18 protein-coding genes are annotated in these 22,812 nt (G+C 41.2%); 4 read left to right on the top strand and 14 right to left on the bottom strand.

The window, feature by feature from the left end; all coding sequences use genetic code 11:
• Window positions 1-30: 30 nt before the first annotated feature.
• Together N480_RS16835 and N480_RS16830 are read right to left on the bottom strand one after the other, a co-directional pair.
• Window positions 31-855: a LytR/AlgR family response regulator transcription factor gene (locus N480_RS16835; protein ID WP_063373605.1), complete on the bottom strand. Its 825-nt coding sequence runs from the start codon at window positions 853-855 to the stop codon at window positions 31-33.
• 4 nt (window positions 856-859) lie between these two features.
• Window positions 860-1,930, bottom strand: a complete 1,071-nt coding sequence (locus N480_RS16830) for a sensor histidine kinase (RefSeq protein ID WP_063373604.1) — start codon at window positions 1,928-1,930, stop codon at window positions 860-862.
• 366 nt (window positions 1,931-2,296) lie between these two features.
• On the opposite strand from N480_RS16830, the gene N480_RS16825 reads away from it, so the two are divergent.
• Window positions 2,297-4,489: a TonB-dependent siderophore receptor gene (locus tag N480_RS16825; RefSeq protein ID WP_063373603.1), complete on the top strand. Its 2,193-nt coding sequence runs from the start codon at window positions 2,297-2,299 to the stop codon at window positions 4,487-4,489.
• 264 nt (window positions 4,490-4,753) lie between these two features.
• Here N480_RS16825 and N480_RS16820 read toward each other — a convergent pair whose 3' ends face one another.
• The 6 genes from N480_RS16820 to N480_RS16795 form a co-directional block, all read right to left on the bottom strand.
• A complete protein-coding gene (locus N480_RS16820) occupies window positions 4,754-6,754 on the bottom strand; it encodes a S8 family serine peptidase (protein WP_063373602.1) in 2,001 nt (666 codons plus the stop codon).
• A 414-nt stretch (window positions 6,755-7,168) separates the two neighbouring features.
• The gene (locus tag N480_RS16815) at window positions 7,169-8,257 is read right to left on the bottom strand and encodes a DUF1513 domain-containing protein (RefSeq protein ID WP_063373601.1); all 1,089 of its coding nucleotides are present in this window, start codon (window positions 8,255-8,257) and stop codon (window positions 7,169-7,171) included.
• A 1-nt stretch (window position 8,258) separates the two neighbouring features.
• Window positions 8,259-9,524, bottom strand: a complete 1,266-nt coding sequence (locus N480_RS16810) for an imelysin family protein (RefSeq protein ID WP_155732880.1) — start codon at window positions 9,522-9,524, stop codon at window positions 8,259-8,261.
• A gap of 18 nt (window positions 9,525-9,542) precedes the next feature.
• Window positions 9,543-10,964, bottom strand: a complete 1,422-nt coding sequence (locus N480_RS16805; protein WP_063373599.1) for a di-heme oxidoredictase family protein — start codon at window positions 10,962-10,964, stop codon at window positions 9,543-9,545.
• Window positions 10,964-12,742 carry a di-heme oxidoredictase family protein gene (locus N480_RS16800; RefSeq protein WP_063373598.1) on the bottom strand — a complete coding sequence of 593 codons (1,779 nt, stop codon included), beginning with the start codon at window positions 12,740-12,742 and terminating at the stop codon, window positions 10,964-10,966. Before N480_RS16800 ends, N480_RS16805 begins: the two co-directional genes overlap by 1 nt.
• Before the next feature lie 80 nt (window positions 12,743-12,822).
• Window positions 12,823-14,298, bottom strand: a complete 1,476-nt coding sequence (locus N480_RS16795) for an imelysin family protein (protein WP_063373650.1) — start codon at window positions 14,296-14,298, stop codon at window positions 12,823-12,825.
• Window positions 14,299-14,669: 371 nt separating this feature from the next.
• Here N480_RS16795 and azu point away from each other — a divergent pair, with 371 nt between their 5' ends.
• Entirely contained in the window at window positions 14,670-15,119 is a 450-nt protein-coding gene (azu, locus tag N480_RS16790; RefSeq protein ID WP_063373597.1) for an azurin, read from the top strand.
• A 714-nt stretch (window positions 15,120-15,833) separates the two neighbouring features.
• On the opposite strand, the gene N480_RS16780 is transcribed toward azu, so the two are convergent.
• Entirely contained in the window at window positions 15,834-16,370 is a 537-nt protein-coding gene (locus N480_RS16780) for a hypothetical protein (protein ID WP_063373595.1), read from the bottom strand.
• A gap of 369 nt (window positions 16,371-16,739) precedes the next feature.
• Between N480_RS16780 and N480_RS16775 the strand changes: the two genes are divergently transcribed.
• The gene (locus N480_RS16775; RefSeq protein WP_063373594.1) at window positions 16,740-18,686 is read left to right on the top strand and encodes a S41 family peptidase; all 1,947 of its coding nucleotides are present in this window, start codon (window positions 16,740-16,742) and stop codon (window positions 18,684-18,686) included.
• A gap of 143 nt (window positions 18,687-18,829) precedes the next feature.
• Here N480_RS16775 and N480_RS16770 read toward each other — a convergent pair whose 3' ends face one another.
• The 4 genes from N480_RS16770 to N480_RS16755 form a co-directional block, all read right to left on the bottom strand.
• A complete protein-coding gene (locus tag N480_RS16770) occupies window positions 18,830-19,123 on the bottom strand; it encodes a hypothetical protein (protein ID WP_063373593.1) in 294 nt (97 codons plus the stop codon).
• Window positions 19,124-19,540: 417 nt separating this feature from the next.
• The gene (locus N480_RS16765) at window positions 19,541-19,972 is read right to left on the bottom strand and encodes an acyl-CoA thioesterase (RefSeq protein ID WP_063373592.1); all 432 of its coding nucleotides are present in this window, start codon (window positions 19,970-19,972) and stop codon (window positions 19,541-19,543) included.
• A gap of 4 nt (window positions 19,973-19,976) precedes the next feature.
• The gene (locus tag N480_RS16760) at window positions 19,977-20,795 is read right to left on the bottom strand and encodes a M23 family metallopeptidase (RefSeq protein WP_063373591.1); all 819 of its coding nucleotides are present in this window, start codon (window positions 20,793-20,795) and stop codon (window positions 19,977-19,979) included.
• Window positions 20,788-21,642, bottom strand: coding sequence for a 6-carboxytetrahydropterin synthase (locus tag N480_RS16755; protein ID WP_063373590.1), 855 nt, complete (start codon window positions 21,640-21,642; stop codon window positions 20,788-20,790). Before N480_RS16755 ends, N480_RS16760 begins: the two co-directional genes overlap by 8 nt.
• 191 nt (window positions 21,643-21,833) lie before the next feature.
• On the opposite strand from N480_RS16755, the gene fabA reads away from it, so the two are divergent.
• On the top strand, window positions 21,834-22,349 hold the full coding sequence (gene fabA, locus N480_RS16750; RefSeq protein WP_036975796.1) for a bifunctional 3-hydroxydecanoyl-ACP dehydratase/trans-2-decenoyl-ACP isomerase: 516 nt from the start codon (window positions 21,834-21,836) through the stop codon (window positions 22,347-22,349).
• Between the two features lie 72 nt (window positions 22,350-22,421).
• Here the strand turns inward: fabA and rmf are convergent, their stop codons facing one another.
• Window positions 22,422-22,592, bottom strand: coding sequence for a ribosome modulation factor (gene rmf, locus N480_RS16745; RefSeq protein ID WP_023398857.1), 171 nt, complete (start codon window positions 22,590-22,592; stop codon window positions 22,422-22,424).
• Between the last annotated feature and the right edge of the window lie 220 nt (window positions 22,593-22,812).

Raw genomic sequence — 22,812 nt, 5'->3', positions numbered from 1 at the left:
TGTAGCCAGACTAAACGCTATGTACAGAAATTAACTCGCCAATGCAGACTTTACTTTATCACGATAGCTGCGGCTTACTTTTAACTCTTGGCCATTGTCCAATACCAATAAGTATTCACCACTACTTTGCGTAACCAATTTGCTGATTTGACCCGTATTTACAATTGCTGAGCGATGTACTCTTACAAATAACTTCGGATCTAGCTCCTGTTCAAGCTCTTTCATCGTTTTTCTTAAAATATGAGTCTGACCATCTGCGCAGTGAAGACACATGTAGTCGCCCGCAGCATCGATCCACTGAATTGTCGCAGTAGACACTCTGATGATCTCCCCCTGCTCTTTTACAGCGAGCGATTCAGGGAATTTCTTATCTTCAATTACATCGCCGGTTGCTAGTTTTTTCAGGATTTCTTCACAGTTATTGCCAGTGATCCCTGCGACAAAGCTAGCAAGCTTCTTCTTATGGGCATTATCTTGTTGGGTTTTTAGATAGCTCTGCACTTTTTCTATCGCCTGTTTTAGTCTGTTGTCATCTACCGGTTTGAGTATGTAATCCAAAGCGTGGATCTCAAACGCCTTTACCGCATAGTGATCAAAAGCCGTAACAAAAACTATTGCCGGTAAGGGTTTAACACTCTCGCTAAGGGTTCTTGCAACCTCAAAACCATTCATGCCTGGCATTTGGATATCTAGAAAGACCAAATCGATATCTTGCTGCTGGCATAACTCAATGGCTTTTTGGCCACCATTACAAAGCTCAACTACTTCTATTTCTTCAAAATCTTTTAGTCTGACGGCCAACCCTTTTCTGGCTAACGGCTCATCATCAACAATTAGCGTTTTAATCTTGCTCATTACTTCACTTCTCGGCCTTTTCAAACGGAACTCGTATATTTGCCTTCAGTCCTGAAGGCGTATTATTTGACAGCACAAACGAGAAATTATTCTCGTAGAGCGTTTTTAATCTATCTTGCGTGTTTGCAATGCCAACACCACCTGCGCTTTTCAACTGCCCATTGTCTAACTCTGCGCCAGGGCCATTGTCTCCAACTTCTAACAATAGCTCATTGGCAAATACTTGTGCTTTAATTTCTATCTTGCCACCTTCATCCATATGTGCAATGGCATATTTGATCGAGTTTTCGATCAATGGCTGCAATATCAAACTGGGCACCAATGCTTGCTTTGCTTGCTCAGTAATATCTAAATCAATCGCCAAACGCTCATCAAAACGAACTTTTTCTATTTCAAGATAGAGCTTTAAAGCATGAAGCTCCTGCTCTAATGGTACTTTTTTAATTGGATCTGTATTTAGGGTATAGCGCAAGAAATCACTTAAGCGGGACACCATTTGGTTGGCATCTTTATTTTCCTCAACGAGTACCAACGTTGATATCGCATTTAAGGTATTGAACAAAAAGTGCGGGTTTAATTGATAGCGAAGCATTTTCAATTGTGCTTCGTGCGCCATTGTATTGGCTTTTAGTGCTTTTTGTCTCTCGCTTTGTAGTAGCTGATAGTATTTAATTCCAAAATACAGGCCGCTCCAACAGAGTACTATATAAACAGAGTCTAGACCTTGCTGCAGGTAGTAAAACCACTCATCAGGCCGATAGCCATGTCGGTATATCTCCCAGAGGTTATATTTTTGCACCACAGACCATAACGTACCCGTTACATAAGACACGCTAAACACAACAAATATCAAGATCCAAGGTTTTGCATTCCATACACGACGATACAAATACCTTAGTGGCACCGTCATTAAGCAACCGGCATAAGCGTTGAGCACTATCACAAATACGTAAATATCACGCATTTCAAATACTTTGGAACCAATGTAATTGACCAAGGCGTAGCCAATCCACCCTGAAATTTGTAGTACCCAAAAAAATCTTTGTCTGTTATCGACGAGAGCTTGCCAGTTCAAATTTTCATTTACCTCTTATAACTTATCTCGATTATATCCTAATGAGATCTGCTTAATCACTACCAACGGTCCTGTATTTCCCTCTGTTAACCGCAAAAAACATACCAATGAGTAACTATCAAAAATGATTCATTACAAACACTTAAATTTTTGATTTTAAGTACTTAGACAACCTAGTTACATGTGAGCATGCAAAGGTAAAAATAGCTTTTTAGGTATATATGTAAATTTTTAGATACAAGATATGTTGTGTATATTTCAAAAACTATAACAGGCTGTTTAATGTACAAAACAGCAATAAAACTTTATTGATAACCGTTATCATTTTCAATATTATTTGCGCAATAATTCTAAATAGGGAATAACATGCGCTCATTCAATAAAAAATATCCAACACTCATTTCAGCTCTAGCCATCGCACTGTCAGGCGCTGCTATCGCAGATGACACATTAAAAAATAAAGAGCTCGAAGTAATTGAGGTTAGCCCTAAAGGCCTAATCTCCTACGTAAGTGCCAGTGCTTCAAAATCAGATGTTCCAATTACAAAGACTCCTGTTTCGGTTTCAGTTTTAACCGCTCAGCGTATTTCAGATCTTGGCGCTGAAACACTTCAAGATGCAATTGGTTATGTCGCTGGTGTATACAACGGCCCATACGGTGTAGATACACGCGGAGATTGGTCTAAAATTCGAGGTGTCGACCCCCTTGTATATGTAGATGGTCTGCAAATGCAATTCGGCCACTACAATAATACCCGAGTCAACCCTTATACCTTAGAGCGTGTTGAAATTTTAAAAGGCCCATCTTCTGTTTTATATGGCCAAGGTTCAACGGGGGGTATTGTTAACTCTGTATCAAAGCGCCCGCATGAAGAAACTCAAGGCGAGCTTTGGGCTCAGGTAGGTAACTACGACCGAGTACAAGTTGCAGGTGATTACAATACGTCGTTTGGCGATAGTAACGAGTTTCAAACACGCGTTGTCGGTGTCTACCGAGACAGTGGCACACAAACAAATTTTGTAGATGATAATACGCTTGTTTTTGCACCGAGTTTTGCGTGGGATATTAATGACGATACGCGCTTCACCGTGTTGGCAAACATGCAAAAAAATGAGTCGGGGTCTTCTACTCAGTTCTTCCCACACGAAGGGACAATCAAGCCAGCACAATACGGACAGATCCCGAGTGAGCGATTTGTTAGTGAGCCAGGCTGGGATCGTTATGACACAGAGCAATTTGCGTTAACCACAATTTTAGAACACAGCATCTCTGATAGTACACATATTAGCTGGTCAACACGTTATAGCGACAGTTCCTCAGAATACAGAACTATCTTTTCTTGGCCTCCTGCTTTTCAACAGGACAAGCGCTCAATAAGTCGCATTTATAGTATGACAGATGGTGATGCGACCAGCCTTTTAAGCGATATTCAGATACATCAATATGTTGATTTAGGCGATCTAGAAATCAACCTTGTTGCGGGTATTGACTACCAAGATGCTAAAACAGATGCAGATACCCAACGTGGTGCAGTGAGTAGCCTACTAGACTTATATAGTCCTGTTTATGGCCAAGCCGAAGCTTTACCAACAACAGTCACTGTTGACGCACCTGAAAAAGTAGATACACAGCTGGGTGGATATATTCAAGCGACGCTAGAGTACAGTGGCTTTGTTGTAAATACCGCACTGCGTCACGACAATGTTGATACTGAAACATCAGGAAAGTCTGACAGCCAAAGCGCAACCACCGGTCGAATTGGCGTTTTGTATTTATTCGATAATGGCCTTTCGCCTTATGCAAGCTATTCAGAATCTTTCCAACCACTCTATGACTTGAAACCACAGGGTGGCGCGTATAAGCCAAAAGAAGGCCAGCAATTTGAATACGGTGTTAAGTATCAACCAGCGGGTACTGAGCATTTAATTACCGCAAGTGTGTTCCATATCACAGATAAAAACCATATTCGTCGCGTTTCCCCTACTTTGCACCTGCAAGATGGCGAAGTTTCTGTTGAAGGATTTGAGCTAGAAGCTCAATTGGAGTGGGAGCAGTTTGATGTATATGCATCATACGCTTACACGACAACAGAAAATGACACAACACCGCAATCGCCTGAAACAATTTTGGCTGGCGCATTTGCTGTTCAAGATCCAGCCCTTAGAGCGGCTGCTTTACAAGGTGCAATTGGTACTATAGCTACTGATGATGCTCCCCTATCTGCAACACCAGAACACTTAGCTTCAGTTTGGGCGACCTACCGCGCTGATAATCTTGTTGAAGGCTTAAAGTTCGGTGCAGGGATTCGTTACGTTGGAAAGACTTTTGATGGCAGTCGATCTGTAAGTGTAGGCGGTATTGATTATCACAAAGCACTGACGACCGACAACTTTACGCTTTACGATATGATGATCGGTTATAACTTTGGTGACTATGAGCTAAGCTTAAACGTCGATAACTTAACTGATAAGACCGTCATTACAAGCTGCCTAGTGCGCGGCGATTGCTTCTATGGACAACGTCGCACCGTAACTGCCAATTTAAAATATCGCTTCTAACTATAGTAGCTATGCAATTGAAACAGTGCTCTTTGACGGAGCACTGTTATACACACTCTGTTAGCACTCCTCATTACATATACTCACTCAAGTAGAACGAAGTACGGCACTGTTACCTGCCTTCTCCAAACTTAATAACATTAAAACTGAGAAAGCGGCGCAATAGACATTTAGGTAACCCACGATACATATCTAGATTCAGAATAAAAAAGGCGACACACCCGTGTCGCCTTTAACTCTACTTCTCAATCATACAATAAGGAATTAGTTACACTGCCCTAAATCTGTCCAAACTTTCCAGCTGTTACCAACATTTGAGTTTTGCTCAGGGTTTGCTGCTCTGTTCCACCAATTGCTGCGATATTTTCGACCGTTGTACGCGACCTCCGTACCAGCAATATAGATTTTTGCTGAAGACCAAGTGTCTAAACCGATACATCCAGTTTGATTGCCACCATCTGTAACAGTCACAGATTTAGCAATACTGTGTGTTGCACCTAAGTCATCCGTTACAGTCACTGAAACTTGATAGCTGCCTGCATTTGCAAAAGTATGAGACACTGTTGAACCAGTTGCAGCAAAACCATCGATATTCCAGTCGTAGCTAATGATTTGGCCATCTGCATCACGGCTAGAAGTTGCGTCGAACGTACAAGCTAAGTCATTGCAGCTGAATGTAAAGTTCGCAACAGGTGCCGTATTATCTTGCGCTCCACCACAACCGTTTGCCGCAATATAGTCAGATGCAGCTTTTGCTTGTACCAAGCCAAAGCCATACTCATCATCACGACCAACTGTACCTAAATCGATTGCAGTTGCATTTAGCGCATTTCGAATGTCTACATTAGAACAGCTTGGGTGTTGACTCCACACCAAAGCAGCTACACCAGCAACATGCGGACTTGCCATCGAAGTACCTGATTTTTCGCTGTAATCTAATATAGCTTCTAACTGCAACTCAACCTTCGAGCCTACTGAGCTTTGAAGTGCCGTGCCTTGTTCTTGAGACAATGAGATAACTGGGATAGTTACACCGTGTACACCATCACCCAGCGTTCCGCCAAATGAACCCGGTGCATTGTTATATACGATAGCTGCTACACCACCACCTGATTGACAGTTTGCTGCTTTGTCTTTGAAAGATGCTCCACCACGTTCAATCAGACAGATGCTTTGCGTTGCTGCACAGCTTGTAAGGCCTTGGCCACAGTCAACGAGCTCAGCACTGACTTTACCTTCTACCGAGTTAGTCATACCTGCACCTTGCGCAAACACACCACCAGCAGTTACACCCGCTAATACACCTGTTCCTCTTGGAACAGTTGACAGAACATTAGTACCCGGTGCTGCAATTTCTACTTGTACATTGTATTGTGAAGAAGGGTTTTTAACACGGTTTTCATCAATATTCGCGACAGAAACAACCGTGTCATAACTTGCTGGATAGCTCATTGTTGCATTGCCATCATTACCAGCAGCTGCAATAAGTAGTACACCTTTATCGTATGCTGCTTGCAATCTTTCTTGGAAATACTGACTCGGGCTGCCGCCACCTAAACTCATATTAATGACTTTCGCGCCATTTTCGACGCAGTTGTCTACTGCACGGGCAATACGTGAAGTTAAACCTTGCTTGCCATCGTTATCGAACACACGCACATTATGGATGCCCACTTTATCATTTGGTAATACACCAACAACACCAGTGCCATTTTTGAGCGCTACAATTGTGCCCGCTACGTGAGTACCATGTCCCGAGCCATCTTGATACCAAGTAAGACCACCAGGAAGGTCGGTAAAACCTGTTGCGTTTTGAGGTAGATCTGGGTGTCCAAGATCATATCCAGAATCAATAACACAGACTTTGAACAAATCAGCATTTGTATCTTGTAATAATGGCGCTTGCACTTCCGCTAAACCGTATGGCGAAACTTCACCAGCCGACGTAGCATTAAATGGCACATATTCGTAATCTTCTTCGATGTACTTGTACTGGCCAGATGCTTTCAATTTGGCGACCTGTTCAGGTGTTAGGTCCATTGTTACTACAGTGCCTGAACCATCATTTGAGAGTATTTCCGCAGCTGGCTCTGCACCAAAGTCTAGTGCAATATTCGCTCTGGAAAAACGACTCGTTTCAGGCGCAAAAATACTTAAATCGCTTTGTTTTAAAATATACTGCTTGGTTTCTTGAGCCTGCACGGCTGTTGATGTAAGTGCAGATAAAGCGAGCGCCAACGAAGTTAGCTTGAATGTATTTTTCATGTTAATTCCTTAGTGGATAGTTATTATTGTTGTCGCATCCACTGCGATAATTTTCCTACTTGCTAGTACTTTGTACCCCTTTCAAATACAAACTATCTGTTAAATTTTAACTTTGCAACCTTTTGTTAAATTTTTTTGTCGAAAAAATTAATTTGTGATGAAAACAAAAGTCAAAAAGAGCAATAAAAATAACAATTTCATCAACAATCACCCTAACCTCTCGAGTGATGTTAAAACTATTGGTTAAATGAGGCATATAATTACAAACTGACAACAATCGAAGAAATAACAGTCATTTCAAAATATTTTAAAATGCGGATGGAATGGCTAAATAGGAAGAGGGCGTTATTGAATATTTAAACTATCGCTCCAAAGTTAAACAAGGAGCGATACAGAGTTAAAGTAAAGCGTAAGTTAAACTGCCATATGATTGTCCCACTTAATTTCTGAATTTCGGACCATAGCGTTATTCTTGATTGCTATTTCGCCCCTCCCCGTCGATACTATAAACTCATTACCTGAAGGTGCTATTGCCGCACAATCTTTGAGTTTCAAGGTTTCTATTAGCTTCAGAGAGTTAGTATCCCAATAAGATACTATTCCCCCTTTTGGAGAAGTTACAGCAAGCATTTTATTATCATCACTGATTGCAAGACTTGCAGTATATTGAGCAAACTCACTCCAAGAGGAGTTTTCAGCGTAAAACGGTTGTAAAGAACCTTTGATATAGTGCTTGAAAATTAAAGGGTTAATTTGATATTCAGGCCCTTGGAATTGACATCCAATATACACATTATCCCGCTGATCTACGCACAAATGTCGCATACTAAGTTGATGGTGCGGAGGCGTCACAGAATCGTTTATTGTCCCTTTATTTACATCCAGATACGAAATGTTTGGCTTCATGGTTTCTGTGTTTAACTTAGTACGGGGCAGACTTGGATGAGTGTGGATCCCGCCATTAGCAATCACAAGCAGATTAGGGTCAGATAAAGATAATAGTTGGTGGGGTCCAACTCCGCCGCTCAAATAAGTAGCTTCCACTGACCAATTGCGGGTATTCCTAACCGATATAACACCTTCTTTTGGCTCTAAAGAGCCTGCAAATCTATTTTCTGTTGTGTACAGCCAATTGCCATCCCGACTAATCGCACCATGTCCATATAAATGCTGGCCATCCGCAGTTTTTACGCTCTGTATAACTTTTTCAAGATTTATATCTATTACGTAAAAATAATTCCCTGGTCTTCTCGCAAACGCCAATAGTACATGTTTACCAGAAATAAACTTTAAATCATGTGCCCTTTGAGGTACCCGTACTTTACCGAGTAATTGCCCTGTGCCGTTAAACCAGCCTACGTAATGTTCACCTGAAGGCAACGTGAATGCATTCGCAAACACCTTACTACCTGAATAAAAACAGCCAGTCATCAAAGTGGAGGCCGATAATGTGGCCCCAATAGCAAGCATTTGCTGGCAAAACTTTCTTCTCGATTGCAACATACTAGTCGCCATCATTGGTATTGAAACCCGGTTGAATATCTGTCACCTGAACAAAGTCAGTACTCATAACTGTACGTAAAGATGTAATAGCCTGCCCTAACGTAACAATTTGAGAGCGACCTTCTTCCTGTGTAATCAAATCCGCCAATTTTTTACCTTCAACAGCATCTAACGCAAGAAAAATAGCCGCAAACTTTTCTTCTAACTCATCCTTTAAGTCTTCTCGGTTGTTCACTGCAATCAAGTAATCATCAAACCCAAATTGATCGCCCGCGTCGTAGAGCTTCTTTAGCGACGTAATATTTTCTCTGATATTCTCAAAATTCACTTCTGCCCAATAGCTCTCCTGCTCTTCAGGCTTTCCAGGTGCTGTAACACCTAAAGGTTCCTTCAGTTTATCGTCAGCAATCACTTCAAGATATTCAAACCAATACTTAAACAAAGTTTCAAGTGCGTCCTTTTGGCTTTCAAATTCGCCGTTTCCAGCTTTGAACTGTTGAGAGTACGCATTTATCCAAGTTGTGTTGATTTGAGACATTAAGCCATTTACATTGCTGGCAATTGCTTTTAGGTAATCACAGCGCTTTGCACGGTCTTCTGCCATCAAGAAACTCTTTCCGTCATCTTGATTGAAAACTAAATATTCGAATGCAGGTAACCCCTGTCTTTGGTGTATTGTGTCATTGAAACCGCTTGAAAAATCATAATTAGTTTCCAGAGCACTCTCCACTGAGCTAACTGTCCGATTAGGTAAAAATGGCCAAAGTTGTATTCGGGAATAGGTAAAGTTTTCAGCTAAAGGCCCAAACTTGGTTGCTCTAATAAATTGCCATTTATTATTCGCAGACTTCCAAGCCTCTTGCACGGTTTTTAGATCACTTTGTGCAGGTTCTGTTATTTCGCAAAATGAATTTGTGACATTTAAAAGCGTCACCGTGGAGTCCAAAAACTCTTTATAAATTGGTGTGATTACAGAGTCACTTACCCCAGCTAATACCTTACTTTGCCCTTCAGATATCGTCATTTCTCCTGGCGTGACGGCATCACCACCTGACGTATCACCACCTGACGTATCACCACCTGACGTATCACCACCTGACGTATCACCACCTGACGTATCACCGCCTGACGTATCACTGCCTGACGTATCATTATTTCCAGTATCTGCCGCTGGTGTTGACGAATCACCACCCGAACCACCACACCCAGATAGCGAAACCAAAGCCAACGCGCTAAATATTGCAAACGTTATAGGTTTTATTTTCATGCTCATCATTCGCTCCAATTAAATTTGTTTTAAAAAATAAATAAGAGACTCTCGGTCACTTTTACTAAGAGCCTTAAAAGCCTGTTGTGATTGTCCTGCTTCACCACCATGCCACAGAACAGCCTCTTCTATTGTTCGTGCACGTCCATCATGTAAATACCCTTCAAAGCCTTGAATCCGCTTTTGTAGCCCTATTCCCCATAAGGGAGGCGTGCGCCACTCACTGCCTAATGCCTGATTTTCTTTGCCTTTATCAGCAAGTCCTTCTCCCATGTCGTGTAGTGCTAAATTTGTATAAGGCCAGATTTTTTGATTGGCGAGTGTCTTCACTGGATAGTCTTCAGACGTTACGTAGCTTGGTGTATGGCAAGTATCACATTTAAGCTGGTAGAAATGCTTTCTACCTAGCTGTGCTTTATTGGATTGTAATTTTCGTGCCGGTGGCACAGCCACGGCCTGGCTCATGTACAATGTCGGCGCAAACAACTTTTGTGGAATATCTAAAATCGTCTTAGATTCTACACTTGCTGCTTGTGTACACCCAATCTGATGCTCTAGGCAATTTTCTTGCTTAAAAATTGGGTTTGTAATCCCAATATCGTTTACAAACGCACCTGCAACTTGTTGCTCTAAAGTTGGATGAAGACCCTTAAACCCAAACCTTCCTATTGCAAGTTCTCCAGTCTTTACGTTTAGTACTCGGTTATACTTAGCGCTGATCCCGTTTTCGTCCTTGTCTTTTCTATCTTCTTGTGCAATCAAATCGGCTTCGTCAATTGCATCTAGTAAACCCATACCGTATATCGCTGGCGCGTATCTGGCGGACAAAAAACTATCATTGTCATGAGGTCCATACCCTAGATTCGCAAGTTCATACCTAGGCTTTCTGAGGGTGTATTTAGAGCCATCATCATAGTTTCCTTCTAACATCTCGTAATGCACTGTTACATTGCCTTCAGCTATCGCTGGAGATTGAATTTTGCGATGACTCAAGCGCACAGAAAACGGTTGTAGTTGCCCACCATACATACTATCAACGCTGCCATCTGCTTTTAGAAATCTAAATAGCAGCGCCATTTTTGCCACTTCTCCTGACTCTGCTAACTTGCCTCTTCCTCCGCTGTTGTGACACGCTTTGCAAGACCTTGCATTATAAAGCGGTCCCAATCCGTCTCTGTCTCTTGTTATCGAGGGGGCCGCAACCCAAGGGTCGCGAAAAAATGAAAAGCCATCCCAAAAATCAAATAAAATCATGCCATTTTCATTTGCAATTGGCTCGATAAAACTTCTTTTTGGTACCCTACGAGCGGTAGTGTCACCTCCTGGCTTCATTTCATATTTTGAAAATTCAGGAGGTTGATACTCATCTCGAAAGTCAGGATAAAAATAAGCAAATAAAACCATTACTGAGATAACAAGTACGAATATAACGCTTTTCATTACAGTGACTCTAAAAACTTAATCAATGCTTGCCTGTCGGCTTTAGGCATATTCAAGAAGCTTTGCTTTGCTGCTGAAGCTTCGCCTCCATGCCACAAAATTGCTTCTGATATAGTTCTTGCTCTACCGTCATGCAGGAAAGTAGCGCGAGGGTTAACCGTCTTAACTAAACCTAGCCCCCATAGTGCAGGAGTTTTCCATTCGCTCCCTGACGCTTCCCCCTCAGGTCGCCCGTCTGCTAATCCCTCACAGCGCTGTACGTAAATACAAGCTTGAGAGTCAATTTGGTCGCATGTTGCACCAGACTCTGTCTCTCGTGTGACCACACATTCGCCGCCCATGTCATGCAACAACAAATCGGTATAAGGGTAAATAACTAGATTTTCGAGTGCCGTAATATTCGTTCTCGTGTCACTCAAACCTACAATGTCCACATCGCCCAATATACTGCCCTCTGCATCGCCCGTTTTATGCCTTGGTACATGGCAGCTATGACAATTCGCCGCAAAAAACTGCTTTCTCCCAGAAATGACTTCTTCGTCCCATACTTTTGCTGCTTCGTCAAAGCCGCGCCTTATAGGTACAGCAAGCGTTCTGTTATAGAATTCGACTAAGGCAAGATCCAGATCATTGAGATCGACACCTTCATGATGTTTCTTATTTTCTTTTTCAGCTTGAGCTAAACACGCAGTCTGCTTGTTCGTGCAGACTTCTTCAGGAGACAGTGAATTGGTTACTCCCATGTCACCTCGATAAGCCCCCGACGCTTGTTGTAAAACAGAGCCTGTTACGGCCTTATAGCCAAATCGAGCTAACTGCTTTTCGCCAGTAGTTGGGTGGGTTGTATATGCCGCCCTACCAGATATTCCATCTTTGTTTTCATCATGCTCGTCGGCATACACTAGAATTGAAGCTTCTGGAATACTTTCTAATAAACCCGAGCCGAATACATGGGGCGTAACTCTCGCAGAAAACTGAACGCCCGACATAAATGGACCGTATGCTAAATCCCTTACTTTGTTTATTGGTTTTCTCAACTCGAAACTTTCACCATCAGCAAAGGTGCCTGACACAAGTTCGTATTCAACCCAAGTATGTGCTTCGCCATAAGCAAGCATTTCATCAACAGCACCGTTATATTTTGCTTTGGCACTGCTGGTCATTCCATCTATTGTGCCGAACACCTGAATTTGATCTCCATAGATAGGATCTAAGTTACCGTTACCATCGCCTATTCTGAAAAACATACTCAACATAGGATCACTTACATCTGCTGGAAGCTCTCCTCGACCGTCTCTAATATGACACCCTTGGCAACTTTCATTGTTGAACAATGGCCCTTGCCCATCGTGGTTTTTACGGAAAATATGATCACCAGCCTTAAAGTTACTATCTAGTGTGAAATCTCCCTCTACGGCTGGTAATGCTTCACCAAATGCATCTTCATTGAGTGTACGTGACGTCCCTAAGCCTGCAGATAAGTACTCATTCTCATCCGGCACGTCTGTAAGCAACGCGGGTAACCCATCTTTAGGATCTACCTCAAACGCATGATTTGAAGGTTGCTCGCCATCTCCACTGTCTTGGTTGCCGTCATTTGGGTCTGGGTTTTCTGTACTGCCATCGCCTGAAGTTGGAGGAGTCCCGTTATCACCATCTGATGGCTGTTCATTGTTGGGGACATTATCATTTCCGCCTCCGGAGCCACCTCCACAACCAGTAAGAAAAGAACTGGTGAAAATTAACGTAAATAAAAATCTTAAAAAGTAATGATTCATGATCCTATGCCCCTACTTCGAATCATTAATTTGAAACTAAAGAGCCGGCAAATAGCCGGCCCTTTAACACCTAATAAAAACTAGAATTGCTCTTCGGTGTCGTCAGTTAACGACTCAGTTTCTAAGCCAAGAGTATCAATTACTTTTTGCACAATCGCAGTTTGGTCTTTCAACGCGGTCATTGCTGCGCGAACTTCAAGCTGATGTTTTTCCGTTTGGATTTGAACATCAAATGAAATGCCATTGTTTTTAGCGTTATCATCAATTACTCGAACAGCGGCCATCGTTGCGTCAATTGCTGTCTGTAACTCTCCTGCAAGTTCTTTATGGCCCGCAGACATAAGTAAATCATGCACACCTGCACCTTTTAAAACTTCTCCATTGGTTCTGGTATACGTTCCTAGGTAATGGTTTTCGATGCCTTGTGCATTCAACAAAATGTCTCTATGCGTGTTGTCAGAAAAACAGGAATGTTCGTCTTCTTGACTGTCAGTCCTTACTGCAACACTCATTCGTTCACCAGCTAATTCTCCGTGACCTAAACGTCCCATACTTTCAAGCATCGCAGCTAGGTTAGCATTGGCGTTCTCTTCTTTGGTGTAATCAATATAGTGGAACCCTGAACCTGGCGTCCATGCATCTACAACTCCCTGTAGATCAGCAACTAACAACTCTGCCGCTGCTTTTAAGTACATGCCTCTTCTTTCACAAACAGTGTCTGCTGAGCCATTTTCGCCAGAGGTACAGGTATTTGCAGTTGGCAAAGTTTGGGTATTAGTGGTTGTGTAGAAGTCAGTTACCGGCCTATGCCCCGCCGTGAAGTCTCTAGCCTGAGTATAAGTACCATCTTGGTTCAAATCTTGGCCCCACAACAAAAATTCAATTGCATGATACCCCGATGATACATTTGCTTCTTCGTCATTGACCTCAAACTGATTTTTGATTAATTCAGCTGTGATATTCGGAAATGTTGCAGCGTCAGCAATAATATTGCCGCCAGACGAATATATTGCATCATCACCACGAGCTTGAAGGCCATCCATATCAATGGTGTAATCAATCATAGCTTCAGCTAACGGCCACGCGTTAATAGCCCCTTCAGGTCCTTCTTCTTTTACAAGCACGGGTTGACCCGCATCATTTGTTGTTAAGTCATCGATTGGGCCATCTCTAAACCTATATACCTCAGACTGGCCATACGGTTCTCGCGCCTCTAGCCAAGCCTGTTTGGCAGCTGTAAAGTTTTCATCAGATGGCTGAGCAACAAATGCATCAATCTTTTCTTTTAGCATTTTAGCCGTTTGCAATGAGTCGCTATACACCGCATATGCATGCTGCGCATTGGTCATTACGACATCTTTGGCTACGGCATATCTCACTACACCATCTAACCCTTGTTCTCCCTGAGGGCCTTGTGCACCTTGTTGTCCAGTCGTACCCTGTTCACCTTGAACACCTTGTGTCCCTTGAGCGCCATCTTTACCGTCATCTCCATTACAGCCAGCTAGCACTGCTGTACACACAAGTGTCAGTGCAATATGTCTAATAGTCTTCACAATTTCCCCAGATTCTTGTTTCACATGATTTTTAGAGTGAACAATTTTCACCCAATAAAATAGTAAAGAAACACCCAAATGAGATCAATTATTATTTTTGTTTCTATTAATGTAATGCAGGTTTTATTAATAATAGTTTGATCTGTATCAACATGTTGTAAGCGCACATTTTCACTTTTAGGTGACATGTGAATGCGCCTTCAAGCATTAATAATTCAGGCCGATGAACAATTGTCGTTGCTTCAAAGGGAGATACACTGATCTAAAACAAGATAAATCTATCAAATTTACCCGGTTTAGGAATTTAGTAATTTACTAAATCAAGTGTTTGCAAGATAATGATAATAATTTCCATTCAAGGAGTAACATCAATGAACAACTTGGCTAAGTTCGCAGCTACAGCACTGGCTTTTTCGGCTTTCCACAGCAGTGCCAATGAGTGCGAACTATCTATAGAATCAAATGACATGATGCAGTTTTCGACAAAAGCGCTGTCAGTTCCAAGTAAATGCGAACAAGTTAAACTCACTCTTATTCATACAGGGAAACTCCCATCATCTGCGATGGGTCATAACTGGGTGTTAACAGAGAAACAGAACGTGAAAGCAGTTGCATCTGATGGCATGCGTGCCGGGGTAAAGAATAGCTATGTAAAACCCGGTGATGATAGAGTTTTTGCATTTACTAAAGTCATTGGCGGAGGCGAATCAACTTCTATTACTTTCTCGACCAAGGGCCTAAGCAAAGACGGCAATTACCAATTCTTTTGCTCATTCCCTGGCCATTTTGCGATCATGAAAGGAACTTTCAAGATCGTATAACTTCGGACTATGTATTCAGCTAGAATCCGAAAACAAACGATTCTGGCTGAGCTTGTTCAAACTACCCTTATTAAATGTGCGCAGCACTAAAACCCGCAACAAATATAAAGGTCAAACAATAAATCGTTTTTGCACATCTAAAAGTAGAAGAAAGCCAACCGCTTACCGAAAAAATAACGGTTACAATCATTATTAGCGCATCTTTGGTGGGCGTTTTACCGATTGAAAGAACGAAGATTAATGCAGCAAATCCAAACCAGCATGCTGTAGAAAAGTGCCACAGATTTTTCAAGACCCTTTTTGTACAGTACTTGCCAAAAAGATATTTTGGCTCGACCTTATCAAGGGCTTCTTTTGTTAGAATGAGTTTGTAACCAATATAGTGGTGTAACGTGCCTATCAAACAAATCAGAACAAACACAGATATAGGCATGACTTCCCTTTACATATACTTCAGCAATACTTTGTTGAGTCATTTCCAAAATTGAAATAACACTCAATACACGAAATTATAGCTCGCCAAGATATTAATCTTTGCATTAATTCGGTTCTGGCAATGAAACTTTCTAATGAAGAAAAATTTTAATGTATTGTAAATAAAGGCAAGCAGAACGCGTATTTTCTACTGAAAAGTCTATCTTTAAATTTCAAATACCCTTTCATTAATGCCAATCCACACAACCTTAATAAATAATAGTTCAGAAAAATTGTCAATCAGTTAAGAGGCTTTTGCTTATCGTCAGTTGTAACACTTTGTATATTCGACCCACGCACTTGTGATTGGCTGTAAATACCATAAAACTCTGTGGTCCAACTTTGAGAATTACTTGATGTACGCCAATGCTGATGGATAGTATTTTGTTTTGTTTTTTCCCATATAATTTCATGCTTTTTGATTGTTCCGTTTGACTCTTTAGTCTCGCCACGAAGTGTCATTCTCCCTTTTGAAAACTCACCTTCTAGTTGCAATAATAGACCAGTGTTGTCTGTCCATGTTTGATGCCATTTACCCGATGCCTTATTGAAAATATTTAGGCTTTTGCCTTGATAACCAGTTGGCGTTTTGTATTCTTCAAGTAAAACGCAGCCATCTAAAATTTTACTAATCTTGCTGGTCCCCGCTAACTTACCATTCGACTCAACTTGCCAATCACCTATCCAAAAGTCGAATTCTCGATACTGTTTATCGTCACAAGGCGCAGCTTGTGCATTTATGGCAGCCATTGACACGGCTAACAAAATCAATCGCATGTTTATTCCTTCTCTATAATTTTTGTCGAGACTCTCTTATATGCGCCACGCATAAGAAAGTGTATATCAACAATATGTGTAAACTTTAGCTAAACCTCCCCTGTATAGCTAATTGCATCAGCTACCGAAGACGCTAAATACAGGAATTACCCACAAACATTCAAAAACACAAAGTACTTCACCAAAAATTTTTAAAATATGCAAAGCACCAATAAGTAATTGTTTTATATAGATATCAGACTTAAATCCACTACTAACAAACACTGCCAAATGCTAAAAAAGATCGAGTATTTTGTCCATATTGTTATTTTTTTGGAAAACCAAGGTTTGTATTTCAGGAACAACAAAAATAACCTTAGGGAAAAAGATATGAAAAAGTCTATATTGGCTAGTGTTTTAGCACTAACATTCGGTTCTCAAGCTTTCGCAAGCAACTACGCGTTACTTTCTGAAACAAGAGATCAAATCCAATACCCAGAGTACACCCAACAGGAAAAATTGACGGTTGTTAATCAAGCGAAACAACTTCTTGAAGGTCTATATGTGCACCGTTACGCGAAAGACCTTTACTACGGAATTTCACCAACTGGCCACGTAAACCCAGTTGATGCTATCAACGACGTAATCGCTGAACTTGATTCTCTTAACTCCAAACAGTTAAACGAGCGCCTAACTAAAATTTTCAAGGCGCAGCGTGATCTACACCTAGTTTATGTACACCCAACACCAGTGAGAAACTTTGCATCAATTCTGCCTTTCGAATTCGATAAGACGGTAGATGTATTGGGCAACCCTGAAGTACGTGTATCTAACCTTCTAGAAAACTTAATCCCATACGTAGGTGGTGTAAGGCTGCCAGAAGTTGGTGACAAAGTTGTTTCTTACAATGGTGTATCTATTTATGACGTTGTAGAACAAAACTTAAATACAGGCTTCGGTGCTAACCCAGATGCTGGTTTTTTACGTGCGCTTGGTGCAATTACTTACAAAGGCCACGCAATATCACTTGTACCTGAAGAGAATGAAGTAACAATCGAATTTGTTTCACACGCAACTGGTGAAACTTATACTACAGTAGTGCCGTGGGTTGCTAGGTTGCCTCGCACAGCAGCAGCGTCAAACGGTTCAGATACTGCACTTGCAGATTCAACGTCAGATAGTACCAATTTAGAAGCTCAAATGTTCGCTGAGATCAGAGCTGAATTAGATGAAGATAATGCGTCACCATTTACAACAACGCCGACAGCAGATAGTGAAATCTCATGGGCTATTCGTGAGGTTGACGGTCAAAGTGTTGGCTATATACAGCTAGACAGTTTCTCTCCAAACCGCACGAAAGAAGATTCTGTGTGGATTGTTAGCAGCCTAATGCAAAATGAACTGGCTAATACCGACGCACTCGTATTTGACGTACGTAACAACCCTGGCGGTAACATCATCTATGCGGATGAATTAGTACAGCTATTTACTGCAAAGCAAACTTCTCCGACAGAGCTTCGCTTCATTAACTCGGACATCAACCACCACTTAATGAACGATACTATTTTCTCAACGCTTGGTGAAAACTGGGTAAATATACTAGCGGATGTTGCGGGCACAAATGCACAATACACAGCAACTGAAACGTATGTATCAAAGGCGCAAAACAATGCTTTCGGTCAGTCATACTACAAACCTGTAGGGGTTTGGTCGAACGCGAAAACATATTCATCAGGTGACGTATTTACTTGCGCAGTACAAGATAATGGCGCTGCAAAAGTATATGGTGAAAACCTGCGTACTGGTGCTGGCGGAGCAAACGTATTAAGACATTCTGTTTTTGCTCGTTACGCGGGTGCGCCTAAATTTGAATTCTTGCCATACAACCAAGAAATGACTGTTTCATGGAGACAAATGGTACGTCATGGACATAACAAAAATGCGCTGATTGAAGACTTTGGCTGTGTGTCAAACCAAGTTGTACCAAGAACACTTAGCAGCATTTTAGACAATGATGTTGGCAACTTTGACACAATTGCGCGTGACCTACTTAGCCAGCCACTATCAGCATCTACAGTAAACTTCTTACAACCTCGAGTTGTTGAATTGGCTGAGACACAAGGCGTTTTCTCAATTGAAGTTACGAACACAGAGCATGTAGATGTGTATGTAAATGATGTAAAAGTTGAGCGTATTAACGTATTTGCATACGGCCCGACTGCAAAGCTAGTTGAGTTTTCTTTACCTGAAAATGTAAATGGTCAAGGTAACGTGCAATTCGTTGGCTTAGACGCTGGTAAAACACAACTGTGGAACGGTAAGCGTTATTTCTTCTAATCAATATTTAGGTATTAATTAGACACTGTGGCTGGGCATTAAACCCAGCCATTTTATATGTGATAAATGTTTTCATTGCGCTTAATTCTCACTTTTCCATGTTGATTAATTTCCTGTTTTTTGATTGAACAGTATCTAAATAGTTATCCTAAATCCCTCATTAAAATTTCATACTCTTCATTCGCATCTGCAATTAAATGGGAGAGCTCTCTAGCATCTCGTTCTTTCAAGACCACTTGCCATGTAACAGCCCCTTCTTTTCCACTTAAGGCAATATCGGCACCATTATGCTCATATTTGATGTTGTTAAACTCAGTTGTGTGATGCTCGTGAAGCTCAACAATATCGACATCCAAAATCCCCGTTGGATAGACCTCAACGTGGGCGTGCAAGTTCTTGTCGCCTGACAAACAATACTCTCTATGTACGGAAATCATCACTACCTCCTTAACTGTTAGGATCAACCACAAATAAGTGTAGAACAGTATTTTGAAGCTGGATTGATTATTGTTTAAAGAACATACATCAGATAAGAAGGTCATCTATTTTAAAGTGAAAATCTTGCATATTAAATTTTTATGAAACGCCAAGTATGCAAGTAACCATATTTTAAAGGTTTGCCTATTCAACAAACTTAAAGATGGTCAGGCCGTCATCGTAGGCAAAAAGAGGCTGCACAGGACGAGATTGATCGTGTCAAAAATTAACATGCTTGATGGAGTTGCTGAGACGATGGAGTGTAAACTTTCTTTAGTGCACACAACAAGGGGGTTAAAGGTAGGTGCTATTACTATAAAAGTAGGCGAGACTGGGGAAAGTCTTTCACGTAAAGCGCAATCCCCAAAATAACCATTTTATTTAAAACCGTTTAACATATTCTCGCACACAACAGGTGTTGGGCGATGGTTGTCATCTACCGCTACAAAAGTAAAATTGCCGGAAATAGCAAGATGCTTATCGTCTTTATGCATCGTTTCTAAAAATATTTGCACTTCTACTTTCAAGCTCGTATTACCTACGTGCACAACTTTTGAAACTAGTTCGGCAAACGTGCCTGCTGGAATAGCCTCTTTAAAATCAACACGGTCAGATGAAATAGTCACTAGCGGCTTACGGCAAAATCGTGTTGCCGCAATGAAAGCAACTTCATCCATCCATGCTAGCGCATCTCCACCAAATAACGTGTTGTGGTGGTTTGTTCTACCGGGAAAAACGGTCTTTGTAACTGAAGTTGTAGAGTCTTCAATACGCTTTTTGATAACCGCATCTCTTTCTAAGTCTGTCATTTGTTTACTGCTTTTTACTGTTTGCTAATTTATCAATCATTAATAACTCAGGGTCTAAACGCTCCCCAAACCAATTAAAGCGCCAATCCAAGTGTGGGCCAGTAACACGACCCGTTGCACCAATATCACCGATCAGTTCGCCTGTGTTTACCTTATCCCCTACTTTTACATGCAATTTACTCATGTGGATATAAGTCGAGGTAATACCATAGCCATGATCGAGAATGAGTGTTCCACCACTGTAATATAGGTCAGGTTCAGCTAACACCACTGTGCCTGACAACGGCGCCCAAATCGGCGAGCCTGTTTTATTGGCGATGTCTAAACCAAAGTGTGGCCTTCTCGGTTCCCCATTGAAGTAACGCTGACTACCGTAGACTCCGGAAATACGACCTTTGGCCGGTCGGTAAACTGGCTCAAAAAAATACTCAAGGGTACTTGCCTTTGCTCTAGCTGCACTGACTTTGGCTGCATCACTGCGAATGCGTTTAAGCACTTCTTTGGGTGGCGAAACGTACTTTTTTGCGACACCCGTTATTCTATCAATATCGTAATCTCTGCTAGTGATGAGCAACGATTTCGTGTGCTTAGTCCCACTTTTATCAACCCATGAAAGTGAATGTTCTGGTTTTGCATCTCGACCAAAACCAAATACAAATTTCCCATCTGGTGTTAATTGCAACGACTTACCATTCAGCGAAACTGATTCTGCACCTTCAATACTGCCTGTTACCATACCACCTTGAGTTAGGTGGCCTTTCAGTTCTAATGCTTGTGCACTGAGTGCCAAACATGCTCCGAACAAAAGTAACAGTTTATGCATAAGCTATTGCTCCTTTACCGACACCTTCATATGCCCGTACCTTAACTTGTTTGTCTGAATATGACTTTTTAATCTCTGTCGCAAGGTAGTCTGCGATGCACTCCACAGTGGTGTCACACGGTAAAATCTCACACCTCTGCTGACTTATACTCATCTCAAAGTAACCTTGTGTAGACTTATATGCAAAAGCATAATCGTTATCACTAGCAGTAATATATTTTAATTGAGCATGCTCAATTAAATCTTCTTCGCTGCCCAAATATATGTCTTCCCACCTTTGAGACCACTCTTTTTGCAGTCTCGGCATACTGACACCATCAAAGAAAATACCAATTAATGATCTATGTCCATGAATAATTCGCTGGCAGTTTCCATCGTGCTTTTTCAATCCATGGCTGTAATGGTAGTAAAAGCTGCTAGTTTCTTCTGGACGAAGCGTAATTTCGATATCTTTTACATTGTCAGGCATTTTGGGGAGTATTTGCCCTTTCAGAAATGCAACCACCGATTGCACATCGATTTGTTCACCTTCAACAATACAAACCGCTTCGTCTGGTGCACTCATAGCCAGATGGTGGCCGTTAAAATGATAGTCAAAAGCAACTCTGCCATCATTTTGTTCAAACTGACAAGCTAACTTTGAAGGAATGGCCAATTTATGATCTATTGTACTATCAATGATACTTTTGATTTGTTTTTTTACTTTAGCAAAGTCCAATACCATTGACTCTTCATTCAGCTGACCGTGCAAAGTCATATCTACAATCCAACTTTCGCCAACAGCTCCGCGCTTGGCACACAAGTAAGAAAAATCTATTACCGTTAAGGCATCTACAAAAAGGATCATAAACTTCCATTAAATTTCTAACAAAACAATCTGATTATAAAGTTTTTTCAATCAAAAATCGCGTTAATCGCAAAGAGAATTAATTTTAATGCATTTGACGACTATTCTTGGTAAAAATTTAACTGTTCAGAGTTGTTTAGCGTACAAGTGTACGCTAGAGTACCCGCAATTAGAAATAAAGAATGAAGACTATGGAACCAAAAAATAGCTATACAAAAGAAGAACTAATCCTTTGTGCAGAAGGAAAAATGTTTGGTGAGAACAACTGTCGCCTACCAATCGACAACATGTTGATGATGGATCGCATTGTCGAAATAAACGACAATGGTGGCGAATACGGCAAAGGTCAAATCATCGCTGAGTTAGACATAAACCCTGACTTATGGTTCTTCGACTGTCACTTCCGCGGCGACCCAGTAATGCCGGGTTGTTTAGGCCTTGACGCTATGTGGCAGATTGTTGGCTTTTTCCTAGGTTGGTCAGGTGGTCCAGGCTTAGGTCGTGCACTAGGTGTAGGTGAAGTAAAATTCACAGGCCAAATTTTACCAACAGCTAAAAAAGTAACTTATCGTGTAGACATGAAGCGTGTTATTAAACGTAAGCTGTTTATGGGCCTAGCTGATGGTGTTGTTGAAGTAGATGGACGTGTTATCTATGAAGCAAAAGATTTAAAGGTTGGCTTATTCCAAGACACAAGCGCTTTTTAAATTAGTCGCTCTAAAAAATTAAGCCCCTGTATAGGGGCTTTTTATTACTCAAAATTCGTTGACGGTTTTGTTTTACGTTTTAAACATGTTGCGATTGTCTATGGCCTCTCGCCAGCCACCTAACCATTCTGATCTGTGCTCAATTTGCTGATATGGACATAAATCTTTAGACCGCCCTGCTAAACCTGCCTTAAATCCTTGTGAGTGTGCTCTCTCTAAACGGTCTCTTTTCTGTCTCTTCATAGGTAAATTCCTCACCTTCAATTTTTGATTGCTTTAGTCTTATGACATCCACATTTAATAAATAGTTAACGCAACCGTAATTTTCAACTTCAAAAGTGTTTTGAACTCAGCTTGTATAAGAAGTACCTCTTAAAATTACGATATTAGCCTCTTGAGTCAAATACACGTTGCACAGAACGACGCCCAACTATCTTGGATAGAATCAAAATTAAGTTTTGCA

This window comes from Pseudoalteromonas luteoviolacea S2607 (assembly GCF_001625575.1).
Taxonomy (GTDB): Bacteria; Pseudomonadota; Gammaproteobacteria; order Enterobacterales; family Alteromonadaceae; genus Pseudoalteromonas; species Pseudoalteromonas luteoviolacea_E.
The sequence above is the reverse complement of the archived record's forward strand: the minus strand, read 5'-3'. Positions and strand labels throughout refer to the sequence as shown.